At 32.2% G+C, this 20,716-nt stretch carries 25 protein-coding genes, 1 pseudogene and 1 other annotated feature; of the genes and pseudogenes, 22 read left to right on the top strand and 4 right to left on the bottom strand.

Annotated features, from left to right (window positions below):
- Positions 1 to 50: 50 nt before the first annotated feature.
- The 12 genes from HGPT_RS04195 (at position 51) to HGPT_RS04140 (ending at position 9,205) form a co-directional block, all read left to right on the top strand.
- Positions 51 to 626, top strand: coding sequence for a nitroreductase family protein (locus tag HGPT_RS04195; protein ID WP_019138613.1), 576 nt, complete (start codon positions 51 to 53; stop codon positions 624 to 626).
- A 220-nt stretch (positions 627 to 846) separates the two neighbouring features.
- Positions 847 to 1,146 carry a thiamine-binding protein gene (locus HGPT_RS04190; protein ID WP_019138612.1) on the top strand — a complete coding sequence of 100 codons (300 nt, stop codon included), beginning with the start codon at positions 847 to 849 and terminating at the stop codon, positions 1,144 to 1,146.
- A 16-nt stretch (positions 1,147 to 1,162) separates the two neighbouring features.
- The gene (locus HGPT_RS04185; protein ID WP_245544125.1) at positions 1,163 to 1,879 is read left to right on the top strand and encodes an ABC transporter permease; all 717 of its coding nucleotides are present in this window, start codon (positions 1,163 to 1,165) and stop codon (positions 1,877 to 1,879) included.
- The gene (locus HGPT_RS04180; protein ID WP_019138610.1) at positions 1,876 to 2,895 is read left to right on the top strand and encodes an ABC transporter substrate-binding protein; all 1,020 of its coding nucleotides are present in this window, start codon (positions 1,876 to 1,878) and stop codon (positions 2,893 to 2,895) included. The genes HGPT_RS04185 and HGPT_RS04180 overlap by 4 nt, the downstream gene beginning before the upstream one ends.
- Positions 2,892 to 3,644: an ABC transporter ATP-binding protein gene (locus HGPT_RS04175; RefSeq protein WP_019138609.1), complete on the top strand. Its 753-nt coding sequence runs from the start codon at positions 2,892 to 2,894 to the stop codon at positions 3,642 to 3,644. Before HGPT_RS04180 ends, HGPT_RS04175 begins: the two co-directional genes overlap by 4 nt.
- 144 nt (positions 3,645 to 3,788) lie before the next feature.
- Complete coding sequence (locus HGPT_RS04170; protein WP_019138608.1) at positions 3,789 to 4,559, top strand: LamB/YcsF family protein; 771 nt, start codon at positions 3,789 to 3,791, stop codon at positions 4,557 to 4,559.
- A gap of 15 nt (positions 4,560 to 4,574) precedes the next feature.
- Positions 4,575 to 5,780 (top strand): NRAMP family divalent metal transporter, encoded by a 1,206-nt coding sequence (locus tag HGPT_RS04165; protein ID WP_019138607.1) that lies wholly within the window; start codon positions 4,575 to 4,577, stop codon positions 5,778 to 5,780.
- Positions 5,781 to 5,807: 27 nt separating this feature from the next.
- Complete coding sequence (gene pxpB / locus HGPT_RS04160) at positions 5,808 to 6,554, top strand: 5-oxoprolinase subunit PxpB (protein ID WP_019138606.1); 747 nt, start codon at positions 5,808 to 5,810, stop codon at positions 6,552 to 6,554.
- Positions 6,547 to 7,491: a 5-oxoprolinase subunit C family protein gene (locus HGPT_RS04155; protein ID WP_019138605.1), complete on the top strand. Its 945-nt coding sequence runs from the start codon at positions 6,547 to 6,549 to the stop codon at positions 7,489 to 7,491. The genes pxpB and HGPT_RS04155 overlap by 8 nt, the downstream gene beginning before the upstream one ends.
- Positions 7,488 to 8,285, top strand: coding sequence for a putative hydro-lyase (locus HGPT_RS04150; RefSeq protein ID WP_019138604.1), 798 nt, complete (start codon positions 7,488 to 7,490; stop codon positions 8,283 to 8,285). Before HGPT_RS04155 ends, HGPT_RS04150 begins: the two co-directional genes overlap by 4 nt.
- A 110-nt stretch (positions 8,286 to 8,395) precedes the next feature.
- Positions 8,396 to 8,878 carry a hypothetical protein gene (locus HGPT_RS04145; RefSeq protein ID WP_019138603.1) on the top strand — a complete coding sequence of 161 codons (483 nt, stop codon included), beginning with the start codon at positions 8,396 to 8,398 and terminating at the stop codon, positions 8,876 to 8,878.
- Positions 8,879 to 8,959: 81 nt separating this feature from the next.
- Positions 8,960 to 9,205 carry a DUF1294 domain-containing protein gene (locus HGPT_RS04140; RefSeq protein ID WP_019138602.1) on the top strand — a complete coding sequence of 82 codons (246 nt, stop codon included), beginning with the start codon at positions 8,960 to 8,962 and terminating at the stop codon, positions 9,203 to 9,205.
- A gap of 22 nt (positions 9,206 to 9,227) precedes the next feature.
- On the opposite strand, the gene HGPT_RS04135 is transcribed toward HGPT_RS04140, so the two are convergent.
- Positions 9,228 to 10,136, bottom strand: a complete 909-nt coding sequence (locus tag HGPT_RS04135; protein ID WP_019138601.1) for a restriction endonuclease — start codon at positions 10,134 to 10,136, stop codon at positions 9,228 to 9,230.
- Between the two features lie 271 nt (positions 10,137 to 10,407).
- Here HGPT_RS04135 and HGPT_RS04130 point away from each other — a divergent pair, with 271 nt between their 5' ends.
- The 3 genes from HGPT_RS04130 (at position 10,408) to HGPT_RS04120 (ending at position 13,163) form a co-directional block, all read left to right on the top strand.
- The gene (locus HGPT_RS04130) at positions 10,408 to 10,998 is read left to right on the top strand and encodes a beta/alpha barrel domain-containing protein (protein ID WP_019138600.1); all 591 of its coding nucleotides are present in this window, start codon (positions 10,408 to 10,410) and stop codon (positions 10,996 to 10,998) included.
- Positions 10,999 to 11,012: 14 nt separating this feature from the next.
- Positions 11,013 to 12,521: a Na+/H+ antiporter NhaC family protein gene (locus tag HGPT_RS04125; protein WP_019138599.1), complete on the top strand. Its 1,509-nt coding sequence runs from the start codon at positions 11,013 to 11,015 to the stop codon at positions 12,519 to 12,521.
- Positions 12,522 to 12,650: 129 nt separating this feature from the next.
- A complete protein-coding gene (locus HGPT_RS04120) occupies positions 12,651 to 13,163 on the top strand; it encodes a macro domain-containing protein (protein ID WP_019138598.1) in 513 nt (170 codons plus the stop codon).
- A 145-nt stretch (positions 13,164 to 13,308) separates the two neighbouring features.
- On the opposite strand, the gene HGPT_RS04115 is transcribed toward HGPT_RS04120, so the two are convergent.
- The 3 genes from HGPT_RS04115 to HGPT_RS04110 all read right to left on the bottom strand — a co-directional run bounded on the left by HGPT_RS04115 (position 13,309) and on the right by HGPT_RS04110 (position 16,380).
- Positions 13,309 to 13,500, bottom strand: a complete 192-nt coding sequence (locus tag HGPT_RS04115) for a hypothetical protein (protein ID WP_019138597.1) — start codon at positions 13,498 to 13,500, stop codon at positions 13,309 to 13,311.
- 20 nt (positions 13,501 to 13,520) lie between these two features.
- Entirely contained in the window at positions 13,521 to 14,360 is an 840-nt protein-coding gene (locus tag HGPT_RS10375) for a PBP1A family penicillin-binding protein (protein WP_281032372.1), read from the bottom strand.
- 106 nt (positions 14,361 to 14,466) lie between these two features.
- Positions 14,467 to 16,380 carry a transglycosylase domain-containing protein gene (locus HGPT_RS04110; protein ID WP_281032371.1) on the bottom strand — a complete coding sequence of 638 codons (1,914 nt, stop codon included), beginning with the start codon at positions 16,378 to 16,380 and terminating at the stop codon, positions 14,467 to 14,469.
- A 91-nt stretch (positions 16,381 to 16,471) separates the two neighbouring features.
- Between HGPT_RS04110 and hflX the strand changes: the two genes are divergently transcribed.
- From hflX to HGPT_RS04080, 7 genes and pseudogenes are all read left to right on the top strand, one after another.
- On the top strand, positions 16,472 to 17,761 hold the full coding sequence (hflX, locus tag HGPT_RS04105; protein ID WP_019138596.1) for a GTPase HflX: 1,290 nt from the start codon (positions 16,472 to 16,474) through the stop codon (positions 17,759 to 17,761).
- Positions 17,754 to 18,055: pseudogene (locus HGPT_RS09835) on the top strand (IMPACT family protein); the annotation flags it as partial. The gene hflX and the pseudogene HGPT_RS09835, both read left to right, overlap by 8 nt.
- An 81-nt stretch (positions 18,056 to 18,136) precedes the next feature.
- Positions 18,137 to 18,385, top strand: coding sequence for a DUF1949 domain-containing protein (locus HGPT_RS09830; protein WP_425357425.1), 249 nt, complete (start codon positions 18,137 to 18,139; stop codon positions 18,383 to 18,385).
- Positions 18,386 to 18,399: 14 nt separating this feature from the next.
- Positions 18,400 to 19,116 carry an NAD(+) synthase gene (gene nadE / locus HGPT_RS04095; RefSeq protein ID WP_019138595.1) on the top strand — a complete coding sequence of 239 codons (717 nt, stop codon included), beginning with the start codon at positions 18,400 to 18,402 and terminating at the stop codon, positions 19,114 to 19,116.
- A 23-nt stretch (positions 19,117 to 19,139) separates the two neighbouring features.
- On the top strand, positions 19,140 to 19,322 hold the full coding sequence (locus tag HGPT_RS04090) for a hypothetical protein (protein ID WP_019138594.1): 183 nt from the start codon (positions 19,140 to 19,142) through the stop codon (positions 19,320 to 19,322).
- 102 nt (positions 19,323 to 19,424) lie between these two features.
- Positions 19,425 to 19,856, top strand: a complete 432-nt coding sequence (locus HGPT_RS04085; RefSeq protein WP_019138593.1) for a hypothetical protein — start codon at positions 19,425 to 19,427, stop codon at positions 19,854 to 19,856.
- Between the two features lie 109 nt (positions 19,857 to 19,965).
- Positions 19,966 to 20,403 (top strand): hypothetical protein, encoded by a 438-nt coding sequence (locus tag HGPT_RS04080; protein ID WP_019138592.1) that lies wholly within the window; start codon positions 19,966 to 19,968, stop codon positions 20,401 to 20,403.
- A 66-nt stretch (positions 20,404 to 20,469) separates the two neighbouring features.
- Positions 20,470 to 20,699: a binding site (T-box leader), on the top strand.
- Positions 20,700 to 20,716: the final 17 nt, after the last annotated feature.

Below are 20,716 nucleotides of genomic sequence, written 5' to 3'. Positions count from 1 at the left end.
TAGTTTAGGGTATCATCATATTAAGTTATTAATTTAGCAAGAGGTGAATTATGAAAAACTATATAGAAATAATTAAAAAGAGAAGGTCTTATTACAACTTGTCAGAAGATGTAGACCTTTCCAACGAAGAAATAAAATATCTTGTGGAAGATGTAATGAATGTAACTCCTTCCCACATGAATTCTCAAACGACAAGAATTGTTTTATTATTCGATGAAAAATCTAAGGAATTTTGGAATAAGGTAAATGAAACTTTTGACAACAAAATTAAAGAAGAAAAGTTTCACGGTTTTTATCACGCCAAGGGAACTGCCCTATTTTTCATTGATACTGATGAAATAAAAAAGCAAGAAAAAGATATTCCATCCTATAAAGAATATTTTGAAACTTGGGGTCATCATTCAGCTGCTATGCTTGAATTAAATCTATGGCAAGCCCTTCGTGATGAAAATATTGGAGCAAGCAATCAACACTACAATCCAGTTATAGATTCTTGGGTAAAAGAAGATTATAATCTTCCTGCTTCTTGGGAACTTATTGCAGAAATGCCTTTTGGCAAAATTGAAGAAGAAGCAGAAGCAAAAGAAAAAAAAGCAATTGAAGAAATTTTAAAGGTTTTTGAATAAATTATAATTTTAGGTAGGCATTTTGCCTACTTTTTTTATGAAATTTCAATTAGCTTGTAATAAATAACTTATATGTCTATAATTAACTTGTCAGGGGAGCGCATGCTGAGATTAGGTTTATCCTTAAACCCTTTGAACCGGGACAGGTAATGCTGTCTAGGGAAAGCTGCCTCTATTTGTGGAGGCTTTTTTTATTGTATTTTTTAACAAGGAGGTTAATATGAAAATTTCAATAGCAATACAAATTTTACCTACTACAAAAGAAGGAACATCAGAATCTATTGTTGAAGTAGTAGATAAGGTTATAGAATATATCCAAAGTGAAAATGTAACTTATGTAGTTACTCCCTTTGAAACAGTTATAGAACTCGATGACTTTGACAAGGCCTTTGAAATTTTAAAAAACTGTGTAAAATTATCAGGAGAAATTTCAGAACAAGTAGCTTGTTATTCTAAGACTTTTTATTCTGAGAAAGGGATTTTGACAATTGAAGAAAAAACAGGCAAGTATCAAGGATAATATCTCAGCAGCTTCTTTGATAGTAATTATTTTAGTCCTTTGGCACTTTGTCACAAGTAGAGAAATTGTCTCAAGGTTTATGCTTCCAAAGCCTTTTGATGTTATAAAGGCCTTTGTGACAGACTTTCCAACAATTTCTTCTCACATGACTACTACACTTACTGAAGCTTTTTTGGGACTTTTTGTGGGACTTAGCTTGGGATTTATAGTTGCGCTATTAATGGATTTATCGGACACAATGTATGCTGCCTTTTATCCAATTTTAGTAATTAGTCAAACTGTTCCCACAGTTGCCATTGCACCACTGCTTGTTCTCTGGATGGGCTATGGTGTAAAACCAAAAATTGCCCTAATAGTCATTGGAACTTTCTTTCCCATAGCAGTTTCTCTTTTAGAAGCCTTTAAACAAGTTGACCCAGATAAGATTAATCTTTTAAAGGCCATGGGAGCAGGCAAGTATGAAATTTACAAGTACATTAAATTTCCTGAGAGCCTGACGAATTTTTTTGCTGCTCTTAAAATTGCTGTATCTTATTCAGTGGTAGGAGCTGTGATAGCTGAATGGCTAGGTGGTTACAAGGGACTTGGAGTATATATGATCAGGGTTCAAAAAAATTACTCCTTTGACAAGATGTTTGCAGTTATTTTTTTAATTTCGGCAATTTCACTTTTTTTGATGAAGCTAGTTACTTTTATTCAAAGAAAAGTCATGCCGTGGACGGAGGAAGAATGAAAAATTTAAGAAAATTATTAATTTTATTTTTAGTGGGAATAGCTTTAACAGGATGTGGAAAGAAGGAAGATAAAAAAGCAGAAGATGCAAAAGATCTTCCAAAAGAAAAAGTGAGCTTCCTGCTAGATTGGGAACCAAATGTAAATCACGCAGGTCTTTATGTTGCCATGGACAAGGGACTTTTTGAAGAAGAAGGAATAGAAGTTGAAGTAAATCAACCACCAGCAAATGGTGCAGAAGCTCTTGTTGCATCAGGAAAGGCTGACTTTGGTGTATCTTACCAAGATACAATTGCACCAGCTTTTGCCAGCGAAGAGCCGCTTCCAGTTACAGCTGTAGCTGCTATCATTAATCACAACACTTCTGGTATTATTTCTCTTAAAGAAACTGGAATAGAAAGACCAAAGGACATGGAGGGACACAATTATGCGACTTGGAGACTTCCAATTGAACAAGCAATTTTAAGACAAGTTATAACAGATGATGGCGGAGACTTTTCAAAAGTTGAACTTCTACCAGAAAATGTTGTAAATGCAGTTCAAGCAATTAGCGGAAAAATCGAATCTGTTTGGGTTTTCTATCAAGTTGATGGAGTTCTTGCAGCAAAGGACAATGTGCCAATAAATTATTTTGCCTTTAGAGATATCAGTCCAGTTTTTGACTATTACACACCAATTCTAATTACAAATAATGACTTCTTAAAGGATAAGGAAGATGTGGCAAAGAGATTTATGCGTGCTTTTACAAAGGGCTATGATTATGCAAAGGAAAATCCAAAAGAAGCAGCAGAAATTTTAGTTAAAATTAATCCAGAACTAGATAAAGATCTTGTACAACAAGGAATGGAATATCTTGCAGATAAATATCAAGATGATGCCAAATACTTTGGTGAGATTGATGCAGAAAGATGGAATAATTTCTACCAATGGTTGTGGGAAAATAAATTAATTGATAGAGAAATTCCAAAGGACTTTGGCTTCACTAACGATTTTGCAAATCCAGAAAAATTAAAATGAGCGAAAAATTAGAAATTTTAAGAGTTGAAAATATCAATAAATCTTTTAATGGAAAAGAGGTCCTAAAAGACATCAATATAAAATTAAATAAGGGGGAATTAGTCTCTCTTGTTGGAGTTTCTGGAAGTGGAAAGACAACTTTATTTAATATAATTGCTGGTCTATTAAAAGCTGACTCTGGCAAAGTTTATTTAAAGGGAGAAGATGTGACATCTAGTGCAGGAAGAATTTCCTATATGCTTCAAAAGGACATGCTTCTTCCCTACATGACAATAATTGACAATGTATCGCTGCCTCTAGTTTTAAGGGGAGAGAAGAAAAAAGTTGCTCGTGAAAAAGTTCGTGGCCTCTTTAAAGACTTTGGACTTAATGGATATGAAGAAAAATATCCTGCTCAGCTATCTGGTGGAATGGCTCAGCGTGCAGCTCTTCTTAGGACTTATGTTTTTTCAAAAGAAGTTGCTTTACTGGATGAACCTTTTTCTGCCCTAGATGCAATAACTAAGGCGTCAATACACAAGTGGTACAAAAATATTATTAGTGAAATGGGAATTTCCACAATTTTTATAAGCCATGATATAGAAGAAGCAATAAAGATATCAGATAGAATTTATATTTTAGGCAAAAATCCAGGAACAATAGTTGATGAAATTGAAGTACAAGAAAATTTTGATGAGAATTTTTTTGAAGATAAAAAATTTATTGAATATAAAAAACACATTATCAAGATACTAGATGAAATTGTGTAAAAGAGGCTTTAAGCCTCTTTTTTTATAGAAAATCTACACAAAATACAGAACTTTTAGAAAAGAAAATGTTTGCATAATTGTATTTTTTAGATTATAATTTAAATACGTTATTGCAATAGTTTATTTAGAAAAAGGAGGAAATAGATGCAATACTTTGTAGATTTAAACAGTGACATCGGTGAATCATTTGGTGCCTATAAGATGGGAATGGACCAAGAGATTGTAAAATATGTTACTAGTATTAACTGCGCTTGTGGCTACCACGCTGGAGATCCACTAATTATGGATGCAACATGCAAGGCAGCTGCTGATAATGGTGTTGAAATTGGCGCTCACCCAGGATACCCAGATTTAATGGGATTTGGTAGAAGAAAAATGGCAGTAAAGCCTGAAGAAGCAAGAGCATATATGCTTTATCAAGTTGGAGCTCTTAGTGCCTTTGCCAAAGCTCATGGAAAAAAACTTCAACATATGAAACTTCACGGTGCATTTTACAACACAGCTTGTAATGACGAAGAGCTTGCAAACGCAATCTTAGATGCAGTTGAAGAATTCGATAAGGACTTAATTTTAATGGTTCTAAGTGGTTCATACATAGCTAAAGAAGGTAAGAGAAGAGGACTTAGAGTTGCTCAAGAAGTTTTCGCTGACAGGGGATACAACGAAGACGGAACTTTAGTAAATAGATCTCTACCAGGAGCTTTTGTAAAAGATCCAAAGGAAGCAATTCCTAGAGTGGTAAAAATGATAAAAGAAAACAAAGTTGTAACTGCAAATGGTAAGGAAATCGATATAGTTGCAGATTCAATTTGTGTTCACGGAGATAATCCAGAAGCTCTAGAATTTGTTAAAAATATCCGCGAAGGTTTAAAGGCTGAAGGTATTGAAATAAAACCTTTAATTAGTTTCTTATAATATTAGGAGGACAAAATGAGTAAAAATAAAACTAATATGTCCGTTCTTTTAGGTGCGGCATTCCTAATGGCAACTTCTGCCGTAGGACCAGGATTTATGACTCAAACTGCTACATTTACTACAAATATTGGAGCAGACTTTGCAGCAGTAATTTTAATTTCAATTATATTCTCTTATATAGCACAACTTAATGTTTGGAGAGTTATAGCAGTTTCTAAGATGAGAGGTCAAGACATTGCCAACAATGTTTTGCCAGGACTTGGTTATGTAATTGCCTTTCTTGTAGCCCTAGGTGGCTTGGCATTTAACATTGGTAACGTTGGTGGAGCTGGACTTGGACTTAATGTTATCTTTGGCATTGATGTAAAAATTGGAGCAGCAATTGGTGGTGTTATCGGTATTATTTTATTCTCATCAAAATCTGCATCTTCAATTATGGATAGAGTAACTCAAGTGCTTGGAGCACTTATGATTATCTTAATTGCCTTTGTAGCAATTAAAACACAACCTCCTGTTGGAGAAGCTCTTAAAGCTTCAGTTAACCCTGTTGGTGGATTTAATAGCATTGTTTCTCCAACTCTTACACTTATAGGTGGAACTGTTGGTGGCTATATTATATTCTCAGGTGGACACAGACTTATTGACGCTGGAATCACAGGAGAAGAAAATCTTTCAGAAGTAAATAAATCAGCATCACTTGGTATTGGTGTTGCTTTTATAGTAAGAGTTTTATTATTCCTTGCTATTCTTGGTGTTACTAAGATGACAAACGCTCAAATAGATCCTGACAATATTGCAGCATCTTCTTTCTTAGCTGCTTCAGGTGTTGTTGGTTATAAGATATTTGGTTTTGTATTTGCAGCAGCAGCCTTCACTTCTGTAGTAGGTGCAGCTTATACATCTGTATCTTTCCTAAAGACTTTATTTAAATTTGTAGCTGATCACGAAAACATGGTTACAATTGCCTTTATCGTACTATCTACAATTATGTTTATCTTTATTGGACAACCTCAAACACTACTAGTAGTTGTTGGTACACTTAACGGATTTATCCTTCCAATCACACTTGCAGTAATTCTACTTGCTTCTAAGAAGAAGAAAATCGTTGGCGATTATGTACACTCAAATGTATTATACATTCTAGGATGGATCGTAGTAGCAGTAACTGCTTTCATGGGAATTCAAACTGTAATAGCAAACGTTGGAAAACTATTTGGTTAAGTAAAGAGATGACGTTAGGAGCAAAAAATGTATGATAAAATAAAATTTCTAACTGCTGGTGATTCTGCCATAGTTATGGAATTTGGCGACACTATTGAAAAAGAAATTAATGCCAGAATTGCAGCAGTTGTAGAAAATTTAAAGAAAAAAAATATTGATGGAATCCTAGATATTTTACCAACTTATAGGTCTATCTTAATTAACTATGACCCTGTAAAAATTTCCTATGGTGAAATGATGGATATCCTAAAGGGACTTAGCAAGGCTGATTCAAATAAACAAAGTGATGAAGTTAGACTAATTGAAATCCCTACACTTTATGGTGGAGAATATGGTCCAGATATTGATTTTGTTGCTAAAAATGCAAAATTATCAGAAGAAGAAGTTATAAAAATTCACTCTGGAACAGATTATTTAGTTTACATGATGGGCTTTATCCCAGGATTTACTTATCTTGGTGGACTTGACGAAAGAATTGCAACTCCAAGATTAAAAAGTCCTAGACTTAAAATTGATCCAGGTTCTGTAGGTATAGCAGGCTCTCAAACTGGTATGTATCCACTAGAATCTCCTGGAGGATGGCAACTAATAGGAAGAACTCCACTTAAACTTTTTGATGACACTAAGGAACCACCTGTATTTATACAAGCTGGTGACTATATTAGATATGTCCCAATTGACCAAAAAGAATATGACAGAATTAAAAAAGAAGTGGAAAATGACACATTTAAAGTTTCAATTAAGAAAGTAAAGAGAGGTGATCTTCATGAGTAGTATCGATGTAATGAATGGTGGAATTCTCACAACAATTCAAGATTCTGGTAGATATGGCTATCAAGAATTAGGTATTCCTACATCAGGTGTCATGGATGATTACAACTTTAGACTTGCAAATATATTAGTTGGAAATAATCTTGATGAAGCTGTTCTTGAAATGACATATTTTGGACCAACTTTAAAGTTTAACGAAGATTTGACACTTGCAATAACAGGTTCAGATATGAATCCAAAGATAAATGGCACACCAGCTCCAATGTTTGAAACAATTAAGGTTAAGGCTGGAGACACTCTACAATTTGGAAAAGTAAATGAAGGTGTAAGGGGATATATTGCTTTTGGTGGATCTATTGATGTTCCACTAGTAAATGGATCTAAGTCAACTCACATAAAGACAAAGATGGGTGGAATTAGTGGTAGAGCTTTAAAGGCAAAAGATACTCTTGATATTAAAAAGTCCAAAGAAAAAACAATGAGAAGAATACCAGAAAAGTATCTTCCTAAGTTTAATCACTGTAATGTTTTAAGAGTTGTTCTTGGACCTCAAGATGACTACTTTACAGAAAAGGGAATCCACGATCTATGTAGATCAGGTGGTTACCAAGTGACTAAAGATTTTGACAGAATGGGAATTAGACTTAAAGGAACTGCAATAGAACACAAAGAAACTGCAGATATTATTTCTGATGGTACTAACTTTGGCTCAATTCAAGTTCCAGCTAATGGTCAACCAATTATTCTTGTTGCAGATAGACAAACTACTGGAGGTTATACAAAAATTGCAAATGTAATAACTCCAGACCTTCCAAAGCTTGCACAAGTGTCTTTCTTGGATAAGATTCTTTTCCAAGAAGTTACAATAGAAGAGGCTCAAAAATTAACTTTAGATTACAGGAATAAATTTGAAACAATAAAGAAGGAGTCTGTAATATGAAATTAAGTGAACTAGGAAAAATGCATCCCAAAGAAGTTAGAGAACTCATTAGAAAGGGAGAAGTTGACCTTCCAACTTCAGGTATGAGTGAAGGATATTTACAAGCAAATCTTGCAATTCTTCCAAAAAAATATGCCTATGACTTCTTACTTTTTGCACAAAGAAATCCAAAACCATGTCCAATTCTTGAAGTTTTAGACGAAGGAAGTCCTTTAACAAAAATTATGGCTGATGGAGCTGATATTAGGACTGATGTGCCAAGATATAGGATTTATAAAAATGGTGAATTTGTAGAAGAAGTTAAGGACCTAAAAGATGTATGGCAAGATGACTTTGTTACTTTTGTCATAGGATGTTCTTTCTCTTTTGAAAAGGCAATGCTTGAAGCAGATGTGCCAGTAAGACACATTGAAGACGAGCACAACGTTCCAATGTATATAACAAACATAGAAACAGAATCTGCTGGAATTTTCCATGGAAATACAGTTGTATCAATGAGACCAATTCCATATAAGGATATTGTAAGGGCGACAACTGTTACTGCAAGATTCCCAGCAACACATGGTGCTCCAATTCATATTGGTGACCCATCAGTTATTGGAATAAAAGATATAGACAAACCAGATTTTGGCGAAAGAAGTGAAATTAAAGAAGGAGAAGTGCCAGTATTTTGGGCTTGTGGAGTAACACCTCAAGCTGTTGCTATGGCGTCTAAACCAGAAATTATGATTACTCACGCACCTGGTCACATGCTTATCTTAGATAAAAAAGATTCTTACGTTTCTGTATTTTAATAAAATTTATTTATCTGCCAGGGAAACTTGGCAGATTTTTTATGAAATTTTTTGAAAAAAAATAATTTTGTTATATAATTAGATAAAGTAATAAATAGGGAGCGATATTTATGAAAAAATATTTTAAATTTTTATTTGTCTTAGTAGCTTTGATGCTTTTCCTTACTGCTTGCGAGAATAGATCTCTCTACTCTATGAAGACAGATTTATCTGATGAAGGGGGACTAAATAAATTAGTTGGAAGCATTGACTGGAGACCTTATAAGCTTGAAGATTATAAGGTAAGAAATAAGAATCTAGAAATTAAAGTAAGTGGAGAGTCGGATATAAGCAAAGATGAGTCCTTCAAGACAGGATTTATAAATGGAGTGATCCTACTTATCTTAACTGATGCAGAAGAAGTTAGGTATTCAGGAGAAGACTTATACTTTCGTTTCATTGACAAGGACCTTGCCAATGAAGCTTTGAAAATCAAGTATGGGAAAGAAGTAGATGATTATAAGAAGAGCCAAGAAGACTTTGACAACTTAATTGAAAAACTAAAAAATGAAAAATTTGAAGGAGGTGCTGCTAAATTTGAAATGATGGAATGAAGTTTCACATAAAATAGTTTATTTTTAATTCTCAATTTGTGATATTATAAAATTATAGATTATGAGTTGAGGATGATTTGTTTGGAAAATAATTATATATTTTTAATTTTAAACCTAATAAACTTTATTTTGTACGGCATAGACAAGTACAAGGCAAAGCACGATTTGTGGAGAATAAGTGAAAAAACTCTCTTGACCCTTTCAATCATGGCAGGATTTGGTGGACTTATTGGAATGAAAATTTTTCATCACAAGACTCGTGAGAAGAAATTTTACCTTGCCAACATTATTGGCATATTTGTTACAATTTATTTTATAAAAAATTAAGGATGCTGATTTACTCGGCATCCTATTTTAATTCATCTATTTCAGCTAGAATATCTCTTCCATCTAACATTTTTAAAATATTTTTTATGTCCAAAATTATAACTTTTTCATTTTTCAATTTTTCCTTAGTTTCCTTTTTCAAGAAAGAAGTGTTGATAAATAAAACTGGAATTATATTTTCATATAAATTTGAAAATTTATTTAACAATTTTTTAACTTCTTCTTCAGGCAAAACTTCAATATCTTTATATTTTTTTATTTCAAGAGCATATCTCTTTTTGCCCTTCTTTACATAAAAGTCAAAGGAAATATCTTCTCTTTCATTTCTAAAACGCTCTAGGGTGTATCCTGTTCTTTGTAGGGCAATTTGGGCAAGACTCTCTGTTGTGACTTCTTCATCTAAACTAGAAAGACCTTTCAATAAATTTTTTGGAAATATTTTAAATATACCCGTACAAATATTTTTGCCATGGGCTCCAAATTTGTAATCAAATCCCACTAACATTCCATCAACTATATTAAAAGTCCCATGTGCTAGTGAATTTCTTATATGACGCAAAAGAGAGTCTGTCTTTGATTCGTTATCTTGTTTCGTAAGGATAATTTTTTGTGAATGAGGACAGATTTTTTTGCCATAAAATTTTACTATTTCATCGTCAATGGAATTTAAAAAAGCCACATCCTTATTTTCTAGAGCCATATAATTTTTTATTATTCCAAAGACAAAATTTTCAAAAGAAAGAGAAGAGGTTAGTTCATTTTCTTGTGACTGAGTTGAATTTATATTTGGTACATACCAAAGTAAGTATTCAAGATTTTTTGTCATTTCTTCTGTCAATCTTATGGGTTTATTTTCATGATAAATTGAATAGGAAACTTTGTTTTTACAATTTTCAAATTCAAATCCAGGGATTTTTAATTTGCCAGACAATTTATAACTCCTTTCAAAGTTCTTCTAAGAAAAGTATAGCACATAATCATAATTTTTATATAAAGTAAAATTTGAATTGACATTCTTGCAAAAATACTTTTAAATTAATATAAATATTATTATTTTGGAGGAAATATGGAAAATATTGAAAAAATTTTGAAAATAAAATATAGATAAGAAAAAGAAATTTGTACCATCAATTGAAACTGAACTTAGAAGAAGACAAGTTTCTGTTCCTGAAGTAACTTATAGGGCCAGTGGAATAAATTTCATGGGAAAGAGAATAAAATCTCTAATGTTTACCAATGACATTCCCATAATTGTAAACAATAATGCTCAGGCAATTATGTCAGTTTATCCCTTTACGCCACAATTAAAAATTGTTTCTGCTATAATGGAAGTTGCATCAGTTCCAGTATTTGTTGGAATAGGTGGAGGAACTACTTCTGGACTTAGAGCAGTAAACATTGGCATGCAAGCAGAGCTAATGGGAGCAAGTGGTGTTGTAGTTAATGCACCTATGACAAATGAAAATATTAAGCAAATATCTGATGTTTTGGATATTGCCGTTATTGCCACTGTTATTACAAAATATGATGACATAAAGGGAAAAGTTGACGCAGGTGCAAGAGTTTTAAATATTGCTGGTGGCAAAAATACTGCGGAACTAGTAAAATATACAAGAAAGATACTTGGAGATGAGTTTCCAATTATCGCAACTGGTGGTCATAGTGATGAGCATATACTAGAAACAATTGAAGCAGGCGCAAATGCTATCACTTATACACCACAGTCAAGCTCAGATATTTTTTCTGAAGTAATGGATGTTTACAGGAAAAATATGAGAGAAAAAGATAAATAAAAGAAGGAGAAAAAATGGAATTTGGAATTTTATCGATAATTCCTCCAATAGTTGCCATTGCTCTGGCACTTATAACAAAGGAAGTTATAACCTCCCTTTTAATTGGAATTATATCTGGAGGACTTATCTACGCTGGCGGAAATATTATTGTCGCCTTAGAAACAGTTTTTGATTTAATGGGAACAAAGCTTGGTGACAACGCACTTATGCTTGTATTCTTAGCAATGTTGGGATCTCTTGTTATGGTAATGAATATGGCAGGCGGTTCTTTTGCCTATGGTAAATGGGCAAGTACAAAAATAAAGAGTAAAAAAATGGCAAAACTTGCCACAGCTTTTTTGGGTATTTTAATTTTTATTGATGATTATTTTAACTGTCTAACAGTTGGTGCAGTAATGAAACCTATAACAGATGAAAATAAGGTATCTAGGGCAAAACTTGCTCACATAATTGACTCATGTGCAGCTCCAGTTTGTATCTTAGCACCTGTTTCATCTTGGGCAGCATCTGTTGTTGCAGTTATTGGTGATACTGGTGTTGAAAACCCAATGAGGGTATTTTTATCAACAATACCAATGAATGCCTATCCAATCTTAACTCTACTTATGATTTTGTATTTCAGTACAAGTGAAATTGAAATAGGAGTAATGGAAAAATATGAACTAAATGACACATCAAGAGTTATAGAAAAAGAAGATGTTGGTTATGAATATTCTAAAAATGGACGAGTTTTTGATTTAGTAGTGCCAATTGTAGTTTTAATTTTTGTGACTATAATGATGATGTTAAAGACTGGAGGATTTTTCGCTGAGGATATAGGTGCAGCTGCAGCCTTTGGAGATGCAAATGTAAACTTGTCCCTTGTTATTGGAGCATTTTTTGCAATTTTAATTTCTTTTATCCTTTATATTCCAAGAAAACTTCTAAAATTTGATGACTTTATGAAGGGAATAGTGGAAGGTATGAAAACAATGGTATCTGCAATTGTAATCTTATCTCTTGCATGGACTATTGGTGGAATAACAAGTGATGAATATTTAAATACAGGATCTTACATTGCATCACTTATTTCTAACTCAACAATGCCAATGTGGCTTTTACCTGCAATAATTTTTGTAGTGGGAGCTTTCCTATCCTTCTCAACAGGAACTGCTTGGGGAACTTTTGGAATTTTAATTCCAATAATGGTGCCAATTTTGATGCACACAAATCACATGCACTATCTTGAAGTTGTCCTTGCCGCAATTTTCTCTGGCTCAGTATTTGGGGATCACTGTTCACCAATTTCTGATACAACAATTTTGTCATCAGCAGGAGCAGGATGCGATCACATTTCTCACGTTTCAAGTCAGCTTCCTTATGCAATTAGCGTTGGATCTTCATCAGCCCTTGCCTTTTTAATATCAGGCATACTTGAAAAACCTAGCCTTACACTTCCAATAGGGATTGTAATTTTGGCAGTAGTTGTATTTTTCATGAGAAGATACACAGTAAATAAATATATAAAAAATCAGGCAAAATAATTTTAAGGCTAACTTATGTTGGCCTTTTTTTTGCAATTTTATTTAAAAATTTTTATAAAAACTTTACTTAACTACTTTAAAAATAATCTAATGTGGTATATAGTAATTAGGAAGTGAAAGGGGGGTATTATGAGCTTTCAAGTTGAAAAGAAAAATATTCTAGATTACCAAGTTGACGCTATTGTTAATGCTGCCAATAAGGATCTTAGAAGAGGCGGAGGAGTTTGTGGACAAATTTTTGCAGGAGCAGCCGACAATAGATTGGAAGAAGAATGTAAAAAACTTGCCCCAATAAAAGCTGGTGAATCTGTTGTAACAAAGGGATATAATTTAAAGGCTAAAAATATTATTCACGCAGTTGGACCAATTTACTTTGATGGAAACCAAGCTGAAAGGGAAACTCTTGAAAAAGCATATAAGTCTGCACTAAATTTAGCAGTTGAAAATAATTTTAAGAGCCTAGTTTTTCCTTTATTATCATCAGGCATCTATGGTTATCCAATAGATGAAGCAGCAGAAGTTGCTGTATTTACCATTAGAGATTTTGTCAAAGAACATGATATTGATGTTACAATTTCTGTTTTAAATGACAACATACTTAAAATATTAAAAGAAAAAAATAAAGAGTGGATTGAAAAGTAATTTGTGATTTTTTGAAAAAGTTCTAATATTTTATTAAAAGATTTGCACTTATGAAATACGAAATACTTAAAAGATTAAATAATTTTTAAAATTTAAGAAAAAGAAAAAAGATAGCTCGTCAAAGTAGACAGGCTATCTTTTATTATTAATAAAATAATCTTTTTATTTCATGTCTCATTCTTATTTTGCCAGCATGAAAGGCAACTTTTCCAGCTCTTTTTGGATTTAATAAGGATAACATTCTTAATTTTCTCCTTCTTCTTCTCTTTCTAATTCTTATAGGTCTTAAAACTTTAAAAAATGCAATTAATTTAATTAAACTAGATAATTTTTTCATATTTCCTCCTTGAAATAATTTTAATTATTTCTTTTACTTGTTTTCTTTATTCTATCTTTATCCCTATTATTTGAAGAATTATCATCTTCATCCTCATCATTCATTCCATTTTCATTATACCATTCTCTTGTGTGGATATTACAGTAAGACTTTGGAATAGTCATGTAGTCCTCAGGATAAATTCCATAATGGTCTTTTGCATTATATCCTTCCTTTCTCTCAAAGAGAACAGTGTATAGGACAGATTCGCTTGGACAATATTGGTTTGCAAGTTTATTTGAGTCCTTACAAATTAAATATTTTTTAAATAAATCATCGTGGTCCTTTGGTTCAGTTCCAGAAATAAATTTTTCCTTGTATGATGCTCCAGCATAGTCGCTCATTTTTGTGGCAAGCTTTCCGCTTTTTGATGAAATAGATCTTGTAACAATATAAGATGGATCTTCATCAAAGTTTTCTTTGCCAGCTAAATTTTTTGACATCTTGTTAAAGATATCAATGGCTTGAGATTTATCTGCTGCAAGAGAAATCTTTGGAGAATCAGCTCCAATCCAAAAAGAAACTGTGTGAGATTTAGTAAAAGCATTTACAAAATAATCTGAATTAGTTTTATTTTGTCCAAGATATCCTGCAGTTTCAGCTAATCCTATGCGAACTTTCTTGGCATTTCCACGATCAGTATTTTTTATAAAAACATCTTTTAAAAGATGGGAACTCTTTTCGTCAAAGAGTCTTTTATTTTTGTTTGAGTTATCTATAATTATATTTCCACTTGGATCTTCAATTTTTAAAATTGCTGTTTCCTCTTTGTATAAACCGTCATTGGCAATAGTTTGATACATCTTTGATAAATCAGACAATCTTAAACCAACTTGCATATTTCCAAGGGCAAGTGATTCTAAATTTTCATCATTTTTCTTTTATTATCTTCATGAGTGATAAAATAATCCTCATTATTTTCATCAATTACATCAAATTTTTTAAAACTTCTATGGCATTTTCCTTGCCAATTTCTTGAAGAAGCTTTGCTGCAATGACATTGGAAGAATTTTCCATAGACAGTCTAAGAGTCATAAGTCCCTTAAAAGAATCGTAGTAATTTTGTGGCCAAAAGTTTCCGTCAACAGTCATTGGAACATCGTCGTAGACATCAGATAATTTTTTTCCAGATTCAAGGGCTGGAAGATAGACAGTAAAAGGTGTGAGGGCAGATCCTGCTTGTCTATAAGAGTCTGTTGCACGATTTAAAATCTTTGCATTTTTTGTTCTAACATCTAAACCGCCAATTATTGCATCCACAAAACCACTTTCATTATCTACAGAAATCATGGCAGATTGAGGTTGAATTACAGGATCCTTATTATAGTCAAAATATTTATTTGAAATAATTAAATTATCATTTTCAATTTTATAAAAATCTGGATAGTTCTTTAAATAATGACCGTCAATAATTAAATAATTATTTTTGAGTTCAGCTGCACCATCTTCAATTTTTAGTCCACCAATTTCATAAGTTCGTAAAATTTTGTCGTCAAAAATTTTATAAGCGTCAATTATATCAATTTTTTGACCTGTGTCTTTAAAGTAGGCACGCCTAATTTTGAGGTCGCCATGAGATGATATATTGTAGGCAGACTTTGGAATAACAAAATTAAATTTTTCATCTAAAATATTATTTTTTTCAAAATATAAAATTTCATCTCCAAAAATAATATTATTAGATTCATCGAAATTTAAGTCCAGCATTCTTGAACCAGAAGATGCAGAATAATTTAAAAGAAGTTTTTGAAAATTTTCATATTTGTCTTCTAAATCCTTTTGCATTTCTTCATCAATTGTAGAATAAACCTTGTAGCCACCAGTAAATAGTTTGTGTTCACCCTCATCAAGACTTATCTTATAAAAATCAGCAAGATATTTTGAAGCTTCTTTTTTTATGTAGTCAGTTGAATAGGTAGACATAGTGTGGTTTTTGAAATTGCGAGGATTAAGAGCACTCACAATGTCATAGTTTTTTGCTCTTTCATATTCTAAATCGTCAATGTAGCCAAGTTCGTGCATCCTCATCAAAACAGTTTTTTGTCTTTTGAAAGCATCATCATTTAAGACCATATAAAGGTCTTTTCCATCAACTTCACGAGTTCCTATTACTCTAAAATCATCTTCAAGATATTCGGCAGGAACTGACTTAAAAGGTGAATAGTTTGCTGGAGATTTTGGGATTGATGCCAATAGAGCCGCTTCTGCTACATTTAAATCTACTGCACTTTTTGAAAAATAAGTTTGAGCAGCTGCTTCAATTCCGTAAGATCCTTGGCCTAAATTAATTCTGTTTAAATAAGCTTCGAGGATTTCTTCTTTATTCAAAGCTTCTTCAACTCGAAGGGACAAATAAGCTTCTTGGATTTTTCTGCCAAGAGTTTTTTGATTTGTAAGATAAACTGAGCGAACTAGCTGTTGCGTAATTGTAGAGCCACCACGCATTAAAGATCTTGATTTTATATTTGCAGCAATGGAAGACATAATTCCAATGGGATCTAGACCTTTGTGTTTATAAAATCTGTGGTCTTCAATGGCGACAAAGGAATTTTTTATGTCCTCTGGTATGTCGTCAATGTCAATAAGACTTCTGTACTCAAGAGATTCAATTTTTTCGATTAAATTTCCATCATTAGAATAAATATAGGAGCTTTGATTAAAGGATGAGCTCAAATTATTTAAGTCTGTGGCAGGAGTTTTTGAAATTATTGAAACAATAAGTGCAGAAAAAAATGAAATTATTAAAACAAAAATCAATAGTAAAATTAAAAGTCCGATTTTTATTTTGTTTTTCTTGTCTAAATTTTTAATATTTCTTTTTAATTCTCCTAAGTTTTCCATACTTTCTCCTTTGTACAATTATAACATTTTAATAAGCTAAATACTATTAGACTGATTTTTTTATCCACTAGATATGTAGTATAATGTAGTCATGGATAATGTTTATTTAGAGAATTTAAATTCAAATAAAAAATTAGAGAGAGTTATAACTGTAGGAACAAACCTCGGTGCTTACCCTCACAGCTTAGAAACTTCTATGAAAGAGTTATCTGAACTTGTCTATGCAGATGGGGCAGAAGTCGTGGGAGAAGTCACACAAAATCTTTATAAGTTTAATCCAAAATATTTAATTGGATCAGGTAAGGTTGATGAAATTAAAGAAATGGTAAAACTTTTGGAAGTTGATGCTGTTGTCTTTAATGACGAGCTTTCTGGTATTCAAGTGAGAAACTTGGAGAAAAGAATAAAGAAAAAGGTAATTGACAGGACAAATTTAATTTTAGATATTTTTGGACTTCGTGCCACAACTTATGAGGCTAAGTTACAAGTTGAACTTGCAAGACTTGAGTATCAACTTCCAAGGCTACTTGGTATTGATGGTTGGTCAAGAACTGGTGGTGGAATTGGTACAAGAGGACCAGGTGAACAAATTATTGAAACCGACAGGAGAAGGTTAAAAAGAGAAATCGACAAGATTAAGGAAAAACTTGATAAGGCAAAAAAGACAAGAGATACAACGAGAAATAAAAGAATAAATAATAATATTCCCATTGTTTCCCTTGTTGGATACACAAATGCAGGCAAGTCCACGATTTTAAATAGGTTAAAGGAAGAAGATTCGGGAGAAGTTTCTGTAAAAAATATGCTTTTTGAAACTCTTGACCCATCTTCAAGAAAGGCAAGACTATTATCTGGTCGTGAGTTTATAATTTCCGACACAGTAGGATTTGTTTCAAAACTTCCAACTAAAATTGTCGAAGCCTTTAAGTCTACCCTTGAAGAGATAAAATATTCTGATTTAATTCTTCACGTAATAGACGCATCAAGTGAAGATTTAGAAATTCAGTACAAAACGACAATGGCAATTTTAAAAGATATTGATGTCTTGGACAAAAATATTATCACTGTCTTTAACAAGGTGGACAAGGTCAATTTGTACGATATAAATTTACCTTTAAAAGTTCTTCCAGATAAAAAAGTTTATATTTCTGCAAAAAATGATAAAAATATGGATGCACTTTTAAAAATCATAGAAGATAATCTTGAAGAAAAATATTTTGATGTGAAATTAAAATTTGCTTATGATGACACAGATCTTCTCTACAAATTAGTGGAAAAATTTGATGCAAAGCCCATTTATGAAGATGATGGAATTTATTTAGACCTTAAACTTGAAGAAAAGGAATATGAAAAAGTAAAGGATTATGTTGTAAATGTATAAGGCGATTTTAAAAAATGGAAAAGCTGAAATTGAGATAAAAAAATCTATTTTCATTGGCAGGGCTATTTTCGTAAAAAGCGAAGAAGAAGCCCTTGATTTTCTTGATAAGGTAAAAGAAGAAGAGAAATCAGCCACTCACAATTGCCACGCCTATATCATTGGAGAAGACGGACTAACTCAAAGATATTCTGATGATGGTGAGCCCTCTGGCACAGCAGGCATCCCCATGCTTGAAGTCTTAAAAAAGAAGAGATGAGAAATATACTTGTCATTGTCACTCGTTACTTTGGGGGGACAAAACTAGGTGCAGGAGGACTTGTTCGTGCTTATACTGATGCAGTTGTAAGGGCACTTGATGATGCAAAAAGAGTTGTGATGAAAAATTTCATGAGGACAAAAATAATTTACGACTACACTTTTCATGGTGCTCTTGTAAATCTTCTTGCCAATGAAAATTTTAAAATCATAGAAGAAAATTATACAGATAAGGTTGAAGTCACAATTGATATTGGCGAGGACAAATCTATTTTAGATAAAATTAGGGACCTTACATCTGCAAATTTTGAAAGTAAAGGCTTAGAAGAGATTGAACTTCCAACAATTGATGGAAAAATAATTTATTAAATTTAGGAGATATTATGGATTATAAAAAAGTTACAGAAGATTTAGTAAAATGGGTAGAAGATTATGCAAAAAAAGTTGGTGCCAAGGGATTTATCTTTGGACTATCTGGAGGAATTGATTCAGCAGTAGTTGCTGCTATTGCAAAAAGAGTTTTCCCAGAAAATTCTCTTGGACTAATTATGCCTTGTGACAGCATAGATAAAGATAGAGAAGATGCCCTAAAAGTTGCAGAATCTCTTGATCTTGAAACAAAGACAATTGATCTTACAAGCACCTTTGAAGAACTTATGAAAGCATCTTTTACTTCAGATAATAGGATGGCAAGGTCAAATATCAAACCAAGACTTAGGATGACAACCCTATATTATTATGCACAAGACTTGGGTTACTTAGTCCTTGGTCCATCAAATGCCAGCGAGTGGTATCTTGGTTATTCCACAAAGTATGGCGACTCTGGTGCAGATTTAATGCCAATAGTAAATATTTTAAAGACAGATATTTTTGAAGTTGCAAAAGAACTTGGACTTCCTGATTTTATAATAAATAAAAAACCATCAGCAGGTCTTTGGGTGGGACAAACTGACGAAGATGAAATGGGCTTTTCTTATGATGTTCTCGATTCCTATATAAGGGGAGAAAAAGTTCCAGAAAAAGAAGTCAAAGAAAAAATTGACAGAATGCACAAAAATTCAGCTCACAAAAGATCTATGGCTCCAAGTTTTAAATTTTAAAAATTTTATAAGGGAGATTGTTTATGGGAAATCATCAACTTAGAAATTTGTTTATCTTACTAGTTATTATGGGGGCCTTTGATGTCTACAGATACTTTACTTCTGAGATTATAATTTCAGATTTAATTTACAAGTATATTTTTGTCATTGGGGTATTTTTAATAACTTGCTTTATTGTTTATGTAATATCAAGAAGAAATGAATAAAATAAATTTAAAATTTACAAAAACATCACAATATTTTTACAGGTAATAAATAAACTATTTATATAATTTGTTTAAAAACAGATATATTTTTATGAGGATAAAATGAAGAAATCTATAGTTCCAACAATAGTATTAGGTTGTATTTTACTTACAGTCCCTGTATTTGCAAAAGAATCTTGCACAGTTAATTATCAAGATAAAGAAAAAATTGTACAATATAATAATCAAGGAAACAGAGAAATTGTACCTTACGATATGTTTATTGATTCAGGACATCATATAGGCACTGCATTTGCTCAAACATACTCTTTAAAAAAATCTAATGGTTCAACTGTGAATTTTTGGATTAGAAACAACGGAAGGTATCCTGTTGTAATAAAAATTAATGGAAGTAATGCGGATATTATAGGACCAGGAGGACAAGGGCATACTTCTGCATCAGTAGGATGGTTTAGTTCAAATTATAGGTTTACAGCCAGCTGCACTGAAGGCGGAAATGTAGACATAGATTATAGAATTGCTCAAAGAGACTAACTTTAAAAGTTCTAAGAATCTTGTAATTTAAAATTTCTATATCTGTTTTTTAATGCTACAAAGTATTATTTTTGTAGCATTTTTTGTAATTAAGATTTGGAGGTTTAAAATGAAGAAAAAAATTTTAACTGTTATTGCTGTTGCTTTAGCTTTTATAAGCTTATCAGCATGCACAAAAAATCCAAAGGATGCAGAAGAAAAAAATAAAAAAGAAATTGCGAAAAACATCAATCAAAGTAAAGAAGCTGACAAAAAATCTAATGAGCTATACATTGTTGACAATGGAAGTCAAAAAGGTTCTGCTTTCCAACAAGAGCGCTCTTTAGAAAAGTCCAATGGAAGTGAAGTGAATTTTTGGATAAAAAACAAGGGTGAATATCCAGTGGAAATTAAAATTAATGGAGAATACCCTGTAATTGTTGAAGCTGGAAAAGATGGAGAGACTTCTGCTCCAATAAAAAAAGATAAAGTTGATTATAAATTTTTAGCTAGTCCTACTGAAGGTGGAGAAATCGACATAGATTTTAAAATTGTTCAAAAAAATTAAAAAATAAAATTAAAATTCTTCTTGACAAAAAAATTTTAAGAGAATATAATCTCATTTAATAAAATAATAAATGCCATGAAAGAGAGAAAGATATCAAGTGAGTCTTAAAGAGAGTGGGAAATGGTGAGAGCCCGCAGATTAGCTTATATGTAATATTCACTCTAAAGCATGAAGATTGAATGATAGTAGATCTTCACGGAAGTCTCCGTTACCATAGACTAGAGATTGTTAGATCTTTAAAGAGGAAATATTTATATTTCGAATTTAGGTGGTACCGCGAATCCTTCGCCCTATATGGGTGGAGGATTTTTTT

This window comes from Peptoniphilus timonensis JC401 (assembly GCF_000312025.1).
Classification (GTDB): Bacteria; Bacillota; Clostridia; order Tissierellales; family Peptoniphilaceae; genus Peptoniphilus_A; species Peptoniphilus_A timonensis.
The sequence above is the reverse complement of the archived record's forward strand: the minus strand, read 5'-3'. Positions and strand labels throughout refer to the sequence as shown.

Excerpts from the sequence above, each read along its gene's own strand:
- HGPT_RS09830 (WP_425357425.1), top strand. The coding sequence starts at position 18,137 with ATGAAAAATTTCATGAGGACAAAAATAATTTACGACTACACTTTTCAT.
- nadE (WP_019138595.1), top strand. The coding sequence starts at position 18,400 with ATGGATTATAAAAAAGTTACAGAAGATTTAGTAAAATGGGTAGAAGAT.
- HGPT_RS04170 (WP_019138608.1), top strand. The coding sequence starts at position 3,789 with ATGCAATACTTTGTAGATTTAAACAGTGACATCGGTGAATCATTTGGT.
- HGPT_RS04130 (WP_019138600.1), top strand. The coding sequence starts at position 10,408 with ATGGGAAAGAGAATAAAATCTCTAATGTTTACCAATGACATTCCCATA.
- HGPT_RS04150 (WP_019138604.1), top strand. The coding sequence starts at position 7,488 with ATGAAATTAAGTGAACTAGGAAAAATGCATCCCAAAGAAGTTAGAGAA.
- HGPT_RS04145 (WP_019138603.1), top strand. The coding sequence starts at position 8,396 with ATGAAAAAATATTTTAAATTTTTATTTGTCTTAGTAGCTTTGATGCTT.
- HGPT_RS04110 (WP_281032371.1), bottom strand. The coding sequence starts at position 16,380 with ATGGAAAACTTAGGAGAATTAAAAAGAAATATTAAAAATTTAGACAAG.
- HGPT_RS04090 (WP_019138594.1), top strand. The coding sequence starts at position 19,140 with ATGGGAAATCATCAACTTAGAAATTTGTTTATCTTACTAGTTATTATG.
- HGPT_RS04175 (WP_019138609.1), top strand. The coding sequence starts at position 2,892 with ATGAGCGAAAAATTAGAAATTTTAAGAGTTGAAAATATCAATAAATCT.
- HGPT_RS04180 (WP_019138610.1), top strand. The coding sequence starts at position 1,876 with ATGAAAAATTTAAGAAAATTATTAATTTTATTTTTAGTGGGAATAGCT.
- HGPT_RS04155 (WP_019138605.1), top strand. The coding sequence starts at position 6,547 with ATGAGTAGTATCGATGTAATGAATGGTGGAATTCTCACAACAATTCAA.
- HGPT_RS04080 (WP_019138592.1), top strand. The coding sequence starts at position 19,966 with ATGAAGAAAAAAATTTTAACTGTTATTGCTGTTGCTTTAGCTTTTATA.
- hflX (WP_019138596.1), top strand. The coding sequence starts at position 16,472 with ATGGATAATGTTTATTTAGAGAATTTAAATTCAAATAAAAAATTAGAG.
- HGPT_RS04120 (WP_019138598.1), top strand. The coding sequence starts at position 12,651 with ATGAGCTTTCAAGTTGAAAAGAAAAATATTCTAGATTACCAAGTTGAC.
- HGPT_RS04085 (WP_019138593.1), top strand. The coding sequence starts at position 19,425 with ATGAAGAAATCTATAGTTCCAACAATAGTATTAGGTTGTATTTTACTT.
- HGPT_RS04195 (WP_019138613.1), top strand. The coding sequence starts at position 51 with ATGAAAAACTATATAGAAATAATTAAAAAGAGAAGGTCTTATTACAAC.
- HGPT_RS04125 (WP_019138599.1), top strand. The coding sequence starts at position 11,013 with ATGGAATTTGGAATTTTATCGATAATTCCTCCAATAGTTGCCATTGCT.
- HGPT_RS04165 (WP_019138607.1), top strand. The coding sequence starts at position 4,575 with ATGAGTAAAAATAAAACTAATATGTCCGTTCTTTTAGGTGCGGCATTC.
- pxpB (WP_019138606.1), top strand. The coding sequence starts at position 5,808 with ATGTATGATAAAATAAAATTTCTAACTGCTGGTGATTCTGCCATAGTT.
- HGPT_RS04190 (WP_019138612.1), top strand. The coding sequence starts at position 847 with ATGAAAATTTCAATAGCAATACAAATTTTACCTACTACAAAAGAAGGA.
- HGPT_RS04115 (WP_019138597.1), bottom strand. The coding sequence starts at position 13,500 with ATGAAAAAATTATCTAGTTTAATTAAATTAATTGCATTTTTTAAAGTT.